Source organism: Mesorhizobium sp. M0590 (assembly GCF_040320905.1).
Taxonomy (GTDB): domain Bacteria; phylum Pseudomonadota; class Alphaproteobacteria; order Rhizobiales; family Rhizobiaceae; genus Mesorhizobium.
Map to the genome: position 1 here is coordinate 1 of NZ_JAMYQN010000047.1, position 11,942 is coordinate 11,942.

Annotated in this window: 5 protein-coding genes and 3 pseudogenes; 5 read left to right on the forward strand and 3 right to left on the reverse strand. The window is 58.6% G+C overall.

The features are described from left to right. The first annotated feature begins 175 nt into the window (after positions 1-175). Both NKI52_RS32105 and NKI52_RS32110 read left to right on the forward strand, forming a co-directional pair. Positions 176-1,031: pseudogene (locus tag NKI52_RS32105) on the forward strand (tyrosine-type recombinase/integrase). 8 nt (positions 1,032-1,039) lie between these two features. Further along, the gene (locus NKI52_RS32110) at positions 1,040-2,218 is read left to right on the forward strand and encodes an IS91 family transposase (RefSeq protein WP_352700809.1); all 1,179 of its coding nucleotides are present in this window, start codon (positions 1,040-1,042) and stop codon (positions 2,216-2,218) included. On the opposite strand, the gene NKI52_RS32115 is transcribed toward NKI52_RS32110, so the two are convergent. Further along, a complete protein-coding gene (locus NKI52_RS32115) occupies positions 2,213-2,551 on the reverse strand; it encodes a hypothetical protein (protein WP_352700810.1) in 339 nt (112 codons plus the stop codon). The two genes, NKI52_RS32110 and NKI52_RS32115, sit on opposite strands and share 6 nt — an antisense overlap. Positions 2,552-2,629: 78 nt before the next feature. Between NKI52_RS32115 and NKI52_RS32120 the strand changes: the two genes are divergently transcribed. The 3 genes and pseudogenes from NKI52_RS32120 to NKI52_RS32130 all read left to right on the forward strand — a co-directional run bounded on the left by NKI52_RS32120 (position 2,630) and on the right by NKI52_RS32130 (position 4,216). Then, a complete protein-coding gene (locus NKI52_RS32120) occupies positions 2,630-3,100 on the forward strand; it encodes a transposase (protein ID WP_352700811.1) in 471 nt (156 codons plus the stop codon). Continuing rightward, positions 3,039-3,608 carry an IS630 family transposase gene (locus tag NKI52_RS32125; protein ID WP_352700812.1) on the forward strand — a complete coding sequence of 190 codons (570 nt, stop codon included), beginning with the start codon at positions 3,039-3,041 and terminating at the stop codon, positions 3,606-3,608. The genes NKI52_RS32120 and NKI52_RS32125 overlap by 62 nt, the downstream gene beginning before the upstream one ends. Before the next feature lie 68 nt (positions 3,609-3,676). Beyond that, positions 3,677-4,216 (forward strand): annotated as a pseudogene (locus NKI52_RS32130) (helix-turn-helix domain-containing protein). Here the strand turns inward: NKI52_RS32130 and NKI52_RS32135 are convergent. Beyond that, entirely contained in the window at positions 4,213-11,280 is a 7,068-nt protein-coding gene (locus tag NKI52_RS32135; protein WP_352700813.1) for a non-ribosomal peptide synthetase/type I polyketide synthase, read from the reverse strand. The pseudogene NKI52_RS32130 and the gene NKI52_RS32135 overlap by 4 nt on opposite strands. A gap of 324 nt (positions 11,281-11,604) precedes the next feature. Next, positions 11,605-11,859: pseudogene (locus NKI52_RS32140) on the reverse strand (transposase); the annotation flags it as partial. Between the last annotated feature and the right edge of the window lie 83 nt (positions 11,860-11,942).

Here is an 11,942-nt window from a genome sequence, read left to right on the forward strand (position 1 = left end):
CGGCATTCGGACGAACGAGAATCGACAGAAAGGACGACGGCCTTGCACTCACCCCCTTGACGGTCGAGCGATTAGACGACCCGCTGACGCGGGATTGGCGTGTGGATTGGCCGGAATGGCCTCCTGATGGGAAGGTTTGGTTGCTGAGACCAACCCCTGACCGGGAGACCATCCCATGGCTGAAGCCACGGCAGCGGTAAGCCCGCTGCGCCGCCGCATGATCGACGACATGAGCTTGCGCAACCTGTCGCCCGCGACGCAACGATCCTATCTGCATGCGGTGGCTAGGTTCAGCCGTTATTTCGGCCGGTCACCGGATCGGCTGGGGGGCTGGAGGACGTGCGAGCGTTCCAGGTTTATCTGGTGTCGCAGGGCATTTCCTGGCCGGCGCTGAACCAGACGGTCTGTGCGCGTGACGCTGGACCGGGCGGAGATCCGGAGCGCATCGTCTATGCGCGCACGCCGCGCAAGTTGCCGGCGATCCTGAGCGCCGACGAGGTGGTGCGCTTTCTGGAAGCGGTGCCATCGTTGAAGGCGCGCACTGCACTGACCACCGCCTATGCCGCGGGGTTGCGCGCCTCGGAGCCGGTGAGCCCCTCAAGGTGGCGGATATCGACAGCGACCGGATGGTGATCCAGGTTCGCCATGGCAAGGGCGCCAATGATCGCACGGTCATGCTGTCGCCGCAGCTGCTCGGGATCTTGCGGACCTACTGGGGGCTGGCACGCCCGCAGGATTGGCTGTTCCCCGGACGAGGCGACAAGCCGATCGACGTGCAGGTCCTTCACGCGGCCTGCCGCTCCGCGACCAAGGCGGCGGGTTTGGTCAAGCGGGTGAGCGTGCATACGCTGCGCCACAGTTTTGCGACTCACCTGCTTGAGAGCGGTACGGATATCCGGATTATCCAGGTGCTGCTGGGGCACAACAACATCTCGACGACGGCGCGCTACACCCATGTGGCAACAAGCACGATCGCCAGGACGCAGAGCCCGCTCGACCGCCTGACGCTGGATGTGGTGCCGCCCGCCTGAGCCTAGCGATGCGCTCCGAGCTGGAGGTGGCGGATATCTTCCGTCGCCATGATCATGCCTATCGTGTTGCCCATGACGGCCATCTCGGCCGCGTCGAGCGCCGCGTCATGTCCGCGATCGAGCTCTGCCGGACTGCGGCGCTTGGCGGTCATGTCGAGGCCTGTGAGGACTGCGCACATGCCCGCGTCTCTTATAATTCCTGCCGCAACCGGCATTGTCCCAAGTGTCAGAGCGCGATGCGCGAACGGTGGCTCGCCGACCGTCAGGCCGATCTGCTGCCGGTGCCTTACTTCCACGTCGTGTTCACGGTGCCGGCCGAAGTCGCCGAGATCGCCTTTCACAATAAGGCAGTCGTCTATGCCATCCTGTTCGACGCCGTCGCCGCAACGCTCAAGAAGTTCGCCGCCGATCCGCGGCACCTCGGCGGGGAGATCGGGTTCCTGGCCATTCTTCACACATGGGGCCAGGCGCTCACCCATCATCCGCACATCCATTGCCTCGTCCCCGGCGGCGTTCTCTCTCCCGAGGGGCGCTGGCTCAGCTGCCGGCCACGCTTCTTCCTGCCCATCCATGTCCTCTCCCGCCTATTCCGGCGGCTGTTCCTCGAGCGGCTTCAGGCGGCTTATGCGGCTGGGCGACTGCGCTTCTCCGGCACGCTCGACGGGCTCGGTCAGGCCCGTGCCTTCACGGCCGCTATCCGGCAGCTTCGCCGCAAGAACTGGATCGTCTATGCCAAGCCGCCGTTCGGCTCGCCCGAGCAGGTCCTCGCCTATCTCGGCCGCTATACCCACCGGGTCGCCATCGCCAACAGTCGCCTGGTCAGCGCCGACGAGACCAGCGCCTTCCGCTGGCGCGATTATCGTCACGGCAACGCGCCTAGGCTGATGTCGCTCGATCCGCACGAGTTCATCCGTCGCTTCCTGCTGCACTGCCTGCCCGAGGGCTTCCACCCCATCCGCCACTATGGCTTCCTCGCCAATGGATGCCGCCGGACCCGACTCGCCATCATCCGGCAACTCAGGGTGGCGATGAAGCTCGCTCCGACCGCCGCAGCCGGCGAGACCACCAGGCCGTTCCCGCGCTTTGACCCAACCGTCTGTCCCTGCTGTGGCGGCATTTTGCGCATCACCGCCAATCTGTCGCGATGGCGCACCGGACCGTCGCGACCACAGCCGGATACCTCATGACGACAGGATGTCGCCCCAGCATCGATCGTGGCAGCGTCGCGGCATCAGCGTCGACGGACGCAATGACCCCATGTCGTCATCTTCCCGATCAGCCCGAAGAGCAGAAGCATTACCCCCCGCAGTACGCCCAAAGATGCCGACGGGCACGTCGATCGCCTCGCTCAACGGCGGCGTCTCAGCCTCGTCTTCACCGACATGGCAGCATTGCATCACACCAAGCCGCCCACTGGGAACAGGCGTCGCGACACTAATCCCATAGCGCGTGGCCGCGCCAACGCGTTCGCTCAATCCGGCTTCAATGAGGTCGCGCACAGCGCCAAGCCAGACCATCACCGCCGCGCGACCTCACAAAACCCTCCAGATTCCCATTGATTTGAGTTCGTGATTCATTGCGGTTGAAAGGAAACCGCGATGGGCAAGCCGCTACCACTTGAGTTGCGTCGGCGTGTTGTTGCGTTTGTCGATGAGGGATATGGTCACCGCGAGGCTGCGCGCCATTTCCGCGTTTCGCCTCGCTTTGTGAATAATCTGATCAAGCTGCGCAGGCAGACAGGTTCACTTGAAGCGCGCCGGCAGGGCCATGTGGGCGGCGGGAAGCTTGAACGGCGTGCCGAGTTTGTCCGCTTGCGGTCGGCCGAGACCGGCGAATTGACGCTGGATGAGCTTTGCGTCGAGCTGGAGGGGCGTGGTGTGGGGCTTGGTGTGAGCGTGCACCGCTCCAATGTCGGTCGCTTGCTCAATCGCCTTGGGCTCAGTCATAAAAAAAAACTCTACTGGCCAGCGAGCAGCAGCGGGCCGACGTGCGCCAGGCGCGTGAACTGTGGATCGGGCGGCGAAAGCGCTTTTCAACAAGGCTTTGGCGCGGCTGATCTTCATCGATGAGACGTCGACCAACACCAAACTGACCAAACGCACCGGCTGGGTGCCGAAGGGCGAGCGCTTCAGGACGCATGCGCCATTCGGCAAATGGCAGACGCAGACCTTCATCGCTGGGTTACAATGCCACGGTCTTGTCGCGCCGTGGATCGTCAATGCGCCGATGAATGGCACCATCTTCGAACACTACGTCGAAACGCAGCTCGCTCCCGAACTGTCGCCCGGCGATGTCGTCATTCTCGACAATGTCGGCTTCCACAAGAACGAGCGCGCCGCCCAACTGGTCCGCCAAAGGGGAGCCTGGCTCCTGTTCCTGCCGCCATACTCGCCCGATCTCAATCCAATCGAGATGGCCTACTCAAAACTGAAGGCGCGGCTGCGAAAGAAGGCGGCCAGAACCTTCGACGCACTCTGCAAGGGTCCCGGCGACATCTGTCACCTGTTCGAGCCAACCGAATGCAGAAACTTCTTCAAGCTGCCGGATATGAGGCCAATTAATCGAGACACGCTTTAGTGGTTTACGCCTGACATAAGAGTCCGGCTGGGGATTACCTTTTGTGAGTGCGCATGCGAGTCTGGCGCATGCGCACAGGAATATTGCTCACCGTTTCTTCGATTGATCGTCAGCGTCTGGGCGCGCTGATCAGAGATCGCAATGCGCCGCAGAAGCACGTTTGGCGCGCCGAGATCATTCTGTTGAGCAGCAACGGCGTGGGCACCGTCGAGATCATGCGGCAAACTGGTAAGTCCAAGACCTGCGTGTGGCGCTGGCAGGAGCGCTTCGCCGCGGAAGACTTCGAGGGACTGTTGCGCGACAAGACGCGCCCCTTGCGGCAAACACCCCAAGGTGCGTGCTTGGCTCGGCCGCCATCAGCGCTTCACCTTCCATTTCACACCCACCTCATGCTCGTGGCTCAACGCGGTTCAGGGCTTCTTCGCAAAACTGTCGAAGCGTCGTCTCAGGCGCGGCGTCTTCCACTCCGTCGTCGACCTTCAGGCGGCGATCAACCGCTTTGTTGCAGAGCACAACCAGCAAGCTAAACCCTTCACTTGGATCGCCGATCCAGACAAGATCATCGCTGCCGTCAACGCGGGCACCAAATGTTAGATTCCATCCGCTAGTCGTTTCGATTGAGATAGTTAGCAAGTTTCTTCGCAAGGACGCTCACATGCGGCGGAGCGACCATCGTGTAATGGTTACCTGGAACCTCGTGAATTTCCAGGCGGCCCCGCGCGAACTGCTTCCACCCAAGATCGCCAACAGGTTGATTGGAGGACACGCGCAGACCCTTCTTGGCCGCAAAAAGTACGGCTCTGCTGTCGTTGGGCCGAGGCGTATAATCACGCAGCGCAATTCTATTGGCCTCGGCAATCGTCAGGATATGATTGAGCTGTGTGTCGCTCATCCTCGGGACTTGGCCAGCCTGCCTTCCGAAATCGAATAAGGCCATCACCTGGCGCTCACGTTTCATGGATTTCAGCTTTCGCCAATGTTTTTTGAGGGCCGGAAAAAGGACGCTCATTATGATCGCTTGCTCGCTTAACCAATCGGGAATGGGGCTGTTGCCGACCAGCTGATGATACCGGCCGCTTGCGACTTCTTCATGCTTGTGAAGCGCTTTAGCATCGAGCAGCGCAAGGATTGCCACCTCGTCACCAGCATCGCGCAATTGACAGGCCATTTCCCAAGCAATGCTACCGCCCATGGACAAGCCGGCGAGCTGATAAGGGCCGCGTGGCTGAACGCTCTTGATGGCTTCAACATATTCCTGCGCCATCTCCGGAATGCTGAGGTGAGGCATTGCCTCACCGTTCAGACCGCGTGCCTGGAGACCGAAGAGCGGCTGCTTCGCGCCCAGTGCCTCAGCAAGAGGCGTATAGAAGAGCACATGCCCGCCAAATGGGTGTGGGCAAAAAAGAGGCGCCCACGAACCGCCGATTTGTATCGGCACCAACGCGCTTGGACGCTCGCTTCCGCGGGTCTTCGAGAGGGCCCTCGCGAGTTCTCTCGGTGTCTGCTGTTCCAACAGCCGAGAAACGGCCAATCTCTCTCCCGTGAGCTGCTCGATGCGATCGATAACGCTCAGGGCACTCAATGAATCCCCTCCAAGATCAAAGAAGCTGTCGGTCAGCGCAACGTCATCTAAACCCAAAATGTCCCGATAGACTTCCGCAATTTGGCGGTCCAAAGCTGCCTCGTCAGACATCTCAACCGCTGTCGGACCGCGCGCTTCTTCGTTGCCAGCCGGGCGAGCGACCGACAGCGCCGCCGGATTAGGTTCATTCAAATCTGCGTTTTGTTCCCGCTCCTGGGCAGCGGCCGCATCGAGCCAATAACGCTTCCGGTCAAAGGGATAAGGCGGGAGGGGGATGCGCTGCGGGAGTTGGTCGTGCAGACCTGACCAATCAATGCGAGCGCCACAGGTCCAAAGCTTGCCCAGCATCTGCAACAGTTTCGCGTGATCACCTTCTTCATGATCGTCTCCTGGCATGGCTGGAAAGCTGATGGGACTGCGCAGGTCGTTTTTTGACTTGAACTGTTTTGAATGTCTGGTCAGGGCTGCGCCAGGTCCCATCTCAACGAACAACTGATAGCCCGATTGCACCAACCGATCGAGAGCCAGATGGAACTGCACCGTCTCTCGGAGATTGCGGACCCAGTAGCTGCCATCAAGCGGCACGTCCGCCTCAAGCCAGTCACCGAGCACCGTTGACACGAAAGGTACTTGCGGCGTGTGCAACTCGACTTGCTCTGCATGAATCCTAAACTCCGACAGGATTGGATCGAGTAGGGATGAATGCACGGCATGAGTTGCACGTATTCGTTTGCTCGCGATGGATTTCGCTTCCAATCGCTCATGAAACGCTGCGATTTCGGATGCAGCCCCCGAAACGACGCACTGATGCGGCCCGTTTATGGCCGCCAATGAAAGGTTTTCGTTCCAATAAGGCTGGAGCTCTTCGGGCGACATGCCGACTGCAACAATGCCGCCGGCCGGCACATGGGAAGTTAGCTGCCCCCTTATCAGCGTCAGTCGAATGGCATCTGGTAAAGAGATGATGCCGGCAATATGAGCGGCTGCATATTCTCCGATGCTGTGGCCGATCACAGCTGCAGGGAAAATGCCCCACGACATGAAGAGCTTCGCCATTGCATATTGCGTAGCGAAGATGACGGCCTGTATAACGGCTTCTAGCTGAGGCTCAAGCTCGCCGTCGGCTTTGCCTTCTCTGTAGAGCAGGGGGCGGAAGTCAGTATTTGCGAACTCGTTAATCCAATTTGCGCACTCGTCTATGGCGCTGCGGAATACCGGCTCCTCTTCATAAAGCTCCCGCCCCATACCAATCTGCTGCCCGCCTTGGCCGGAGAACATGAACGCGATGCGATGTTCACTGCTTGATACCTCTCGCGCCGCGCCCGCCTGCAGTGCCGCCTGATCGAGTTGATCGGCTAATTCCGCCAAATCGGTTCCCACAAAACTAGCGCGGTATCTGAGAGCGGCTCGACCCCTTTGCAGGGTGTACGCGATATTTGCTGCGCTGTTCTGAACATCGCTTCGGCGCATAAAGTCGGCCAGTTGCCGGAGCATCTCCGTCAGTGCAGACCCGCTCGCCGCCGATACCGGAAAGACGTTCAGCCTGCGACCGACTTGCTCACTGCTCCGCGGCGGAGCCTCCTCGAGAACTGTGTGCGCATTCGTGCCACCAATGCCAAATGAGCTGACACCGCCGCGCCGTGGCTCACCACCCTTGGGCCACGTGGTGCAGGTCTTGTTTACGAACACCGGGCTCTCCTCAAATTCGATGTTTGGGTTGGGCTTATCGAAATGCAGGCTGGCGGGAATGACGCCCCTGTTCAGCATCGTGGCGAGCTTGATCAACCCCGTTACACCCGCTGCGGCGTCAAGATGGCCGACGTTTGCCTTCACCGACCCTATTGCGCAGAATTGTTTCCTTGCGGTGTGGGAACGGAAGGCCTTGGTTAGGCCGGAGATTTCGATGGGGTCTCCAAGATAGGTTCCTGTACCATGGGCCTCCACATAACCAATGGCGTCTGCAGAGACGTCAGCATCGGTGAGGGCCGCTTGAATCACTGCAGCCTGTCCGTCGACGCTGGGGGCGGTGAAGCCGACCTTTGTGGCGCCATCATTGTTGATGGCAGTCCCCCTTATAACTGCCCAGATGTAGTCGCCGTCTCTATAGGCATCGCTCAGCCGCTTGAGAACGACGACCCCAACTCCACTGCCTCTCACCGTTCCTTGTGATTTAGCATCGAACGCACGGCAGCGGCCGTCAGGCGACAGAATGTGGCCTTGTTGATGGAGATAGCCTTTTCCATGGGGCAGGGAAATCGATGCACCGCCCGCCAATGCCATATTGCACTCATTGCTGCGGAGGCTCTGGCAAGCGAGGTGGACAGCGACCAACGAGGTGGAGCAGGCCGTCTGAACTGACACGCAAGGGCCGGTCAAGTTGAGCTTATAGGCAATGCGTGTGGCCGTAAAATCGCCGCCATTGAGAATGCGGATCTGCAACCTCTCTGAATCCAGCAGGTCGCGGCCTAGTTCGCGAACGCCGAGATAGTGGTTGGCACCCACACCAGCAAACACACCGACACGGTCTCCCGCCGTCTCCCTCAATCCGTATCCTGCATGGTCGAACGCCTGATACGCCACTTCTAGCAGGATTCGCTGCTGCGGGTCCATCCACGCTGCTTCCTTAGGCGAGATGCCGAAGAACGTTGCATCAAACAGATCAATTCCGCTGATAACGGCTTCGCGCCTCACGTAATCAGGTCTGTCATACATGTCGGGAGCGACGCCAGCTTCTTGCAATGTCTGTTCATCCAGATCCGCGATGGACTCTATGCCATTGACCAGATTGCTCCAGAACTGGTCGACGTTCTCGGCCCCGGGAAACCTGCCCGCCATCCCAATAATCGCAACAGCATTGCGGTTCTGTTTGGGCTCTTTTTCGCTTGCAGCCACGCCGATTGGTTTCGTTAAACCCAGAGCGGGGCGAGGAACGGTTAGAATTGCAGCCAAGTGCGTAGCAAGCGTTCTTATAGTGGGATGCTCGAACAGATCCAGAATCTTGCAATCAATGCCCAATCGATCGTGGATACGCGCCTGGACCTGAACGATGGCTAGGGAATGTCCGCCAACATCGAAGAAATTGTCTTCGACGCTGACGGTGTCCAGCTTCAGCACGTCCTTCCATATCTCAGCCAGTTCCGTCTGCAATCCACCAGTTGGTGGAGTTGCGGCCTTTAGTTTCGAGGGGTTTCCCGGCTCGGGAAGAGCGCGCCGATTGATCTTGCCGCTACGATTGGTTGGTAGCTGCGGGAGGAACAAGAACTGTGAGGGAACCATGTAGCCAGGCAGCGCGGTGCGCAGAAAAGACTGAAGTTCGTCGGCATCCTCCGAACTCTCCCCCCGTCTCACCACATAGGCTATCAGGCTCGCATTTTCATCGAGACGGTCCGTCAGCGTGACACAGCATGCCTTGATGTTTTCGTGCCCCATCAGGCACTGCTCGATTTCGGCGAGCTCAACCCGCATGCCGCGGATCTTGATCTGCCCGTCCTTCCGGCCCATGAACTCAATCGCGCCATCTGACCGATACCGCGCCCGATCTCCAGTTCTGTAGAGCCTGGATTGCGGATCATTATCGAACGGGTTTGGCCGGAATACCTCGCGCGTGAGTTCATCGTGATTGATGTAACCGCGAGCCACGCCGACGCCCCCGATGTAGAGCTCGCCAATTGCGCCGAGCGGTGCCGGATTGCCATAGCGATCGAGGATATAAACCTTGGTATTGATGGCCGGGCGCCCAATGGGCGGCTTTTGCCCTCCGGCTTTCACCTCGGTCCTTATGCAGTAGACGGTCGTTTCGGTGGGCCCATAGGAATTTAAGATGCGGCGCTTCTCACCCCATCGCTTAATGAGGCTCGACGGCAAGGGCTCTCCGCCTGACTTGATCACGGTGAGATAAGGAAGATCAGTTGACGGCAAAGAGGCCCACGCTGTCGGCGTAAGACCGGCAGCGGTAACGCGCTCATGGCGCATAAACTCGACAAGCTCTGCTCCAGGCAGCGATGCTGATGGGGGCGCAAGGCACAATCGACCGCCAGAGGATAAAGCCAGCATAAAATCGAAAAGCGATGCATCAAATCCGCAGGAAGCGAACTGCAATACCCGGCTATCCGGCCCCAGTTGATAAGTGAGTTTTAGATCTTCCACCATGTTGCAGGCGCTGCGATGTTCAACCATCACGCCTTTCGGCTGACCCGTGGAACCGGAAGTATAGATCACGTAAGCCAAATCGGAGGGGCCGGCTGGGCAGTGCGGAGGCGTGACTTCGTGCAGAGCGATTTTGGTGCGGTCTTTGTCGAGGAGAACTACCGCGCATCCATTCGCACATTCAATGTTCCGCCCTGACAAGACGTCCCCGAACGTCTGTTCTCTGAGCTCCGATTTGCTGATGAGTGCAGTGGCTCCAGCATCCCGCAACATGAAACGTAGACGCTGGGGTGGCAGGCGCGGATCGAGAGGAAGATAGACGGCCCCCGCCTTCAGGGCCGCTAGAAACCCGACTATGAGATCGCACGAACGTTCAACGAGAATGCCGACCACGTCTCCAAGACAGACTCCTTTTGAAATCAGATAACGGGCAAGTCTGTTTGCCCTTTGCTCAAGTACGGCATAGCTGAGCGCTTCCGATGGGCAACTGACAGCGATACCCTCGGGGCAAGCGGCAGCCTGCGCTTCGATCAGGTTGTGCAGGCAAATATTGGACGGAAAAGGTGCAGCTGTCTCGTTAAAACTATGCAGGAGCTGGTGTTCCTGCTCAGGCGACAGAAGACTATAGTCCCCTATCCGTCGCGCTGGCGCATCTGCAATCGCCTCAAGCAACAAATGGTAGTGCTTCGCCAGCCGTTCGATCGTACTAAGGTCCCACAAATCCGCATTGAATACGACGTCCAGGCGGACTCTTTCTTTGCCGGACAGGATTTGAAAATCAAGATCGATCCAGATATCGGTCTCGCAAAATTGGATTTGCGCAGGCAAGCCGGAGAGGTCGACGTCGCATGGCGTCAAGCTAAGAGAACTAACCGCCTCCGGCATGAAGTTGAAAACAGCTTGCGCAAGCGGATTGCGATCAAGTGCAGGCGGGAGCTTGAGCTTCTCCAGCAGCAGCGGAAGAGGAAAATACTCGTGGCTGCGCGCGCAGAGCATCAGATGTCGGACCCGTTGCAAATGTTCGATGAAAATTGGATTTCCTGAAAGGTCCTGCCGTAGGACCCCTAGGTTCACAAAGTAGCCGAACGTCCTCGAAAAATTTCCTGCCGGACGACCGAGGCGTGGCACGTAGAGGGTGATGTCGTCCTGATCACCGAAACGATGCAGCAGGACATAATAGGCGGCAAGCAGGACGGTGGCGAGCGTTACCTTTTCCTTGTGCGCCAGCCGCTCCAAGCGCGCGACCAGCGGCATATCAATATCAAGGGAGAAGACTGAACCGGTGTGCGTGGCAAGCGCAGCTCGTGGCCTGTCGGTCGGAAGGGCCAGGTCAGGTTCATGGTCAACAAATTGGCTGCGCCAGTAGGCCCACATGCGCTCTCCGTCGTCGCCGGCAAGGAGGCGCTCTTGCCAGGCTACGAAGTCCCCGTAAGGAGCTGCTGTGGCCAGACCCGGCATTTCCGTGTTGCCGCAGAACGCCTGATAGAGCCTGCCGAACTCGTGCAGGAAGGTGCAAATGCTGTAGCCGTCGGAAATGATGTGATGGAAATTGAGGAGGAGAGTCTCGTCCGTGGCACTGCGGATGAACAGATGAGCGCGAAACACCGGCCCATGCTCCACATTGAAAGGCGAGCGACCTTCCGCCGCGATAGAGTGATGGAAATCTGCCTCTTCGACATCTTCTAGCCGAACAACATGAAAGTGCAGCGAGCTTCTCTCATGAATGCGTTGAACCACGCGCTCGCCTTCCTGGTGAAAGGTCGTGCGCAACATTTCATGGCGGTCGATCAATGATTGGAGCGTGCGCCGCAAGGCATCAATGTCGAACGGTACCTTTATGCGCAGTTTGATTGGCAGATTGTATTCGCTACCGGTCGGTCGTTTTTGATGATGTATCCAAAGGCCAATCTGGCCATGCGACAGCGGACGTGTGACATGATCCATTGCTTTCTCCAGCCACATAGTTGTGCGAGGAACACTAACCAGCTTTTCCTGGAGATAGTTTGAATTTTCTGAGAATTACGTCCGTCGGAAATGTGAAACTATTGTGACGCGAATTCATATTCGCCATAACTTTACAATTTAATACAGGCGTGCGTTAATTATTCTGAGACAAATATTAACAGAGAGGACCGGTGAGCATCAAACCGCTCGCGATTGTGGCAATGACTTTATATACCTTTACACATCGCGAGTCGTCGGCGGCGTAGAAGTGGCTCCTACTCAGTAATGACTCGCCGTCATCTAAGAGCCTGACTCAAATCTCGGTTACGCACGACGCGGAGCTGCCATGCGGCGAAGCATGAGGCGGATCGAGGCGATGAACATCCATGCCTCGGCGCTGGCGATGGTCGCCTCGAAGTCCTTGGCAAGCCGGCGACAACGTCCCAGCCAGGCGAAAGTTCGCTCGACGACCCATCGTCGTGGCAGCGCCTCAAAGCCCTTGGCCGTGTCGGAGCGCTTGGTGATTTCGATGGTCCATATGCCGAGATTGGCCAGAGCCTGCGACAGTTTTTCTCCGGCTGCGCATTTCGCAAAAACGGGACAGTCGTTCCGCTAAATCGCGGACAGCAGTTTCACTAAGTCGCGGACAGCAGGATGGGGTC

Coding starts and splice junctions, on each gene's coding strand:
- NKI52_RS32110 (WP_352700809.1), top strand. CDS start 1,040: ATGCGCTCCGAGCTGGAGGTGGCGGATATCTTCCGTCGCCATGATCAT.
- NKI52_RS32120 (WP_352700811.1), top strand. CDS start 2,630: ATGGGCAAGCCGCTACCACTTGAGTTGCGTCGGCGTGTTGTTGCGTTT.
- NKI52_RS32135 (WP_352700813.1), bottom strand. CDS start 11,280: ATGGATCATGTCACACGTCCGCTGTCGCATGGCCAGATTGGCCTTTGG.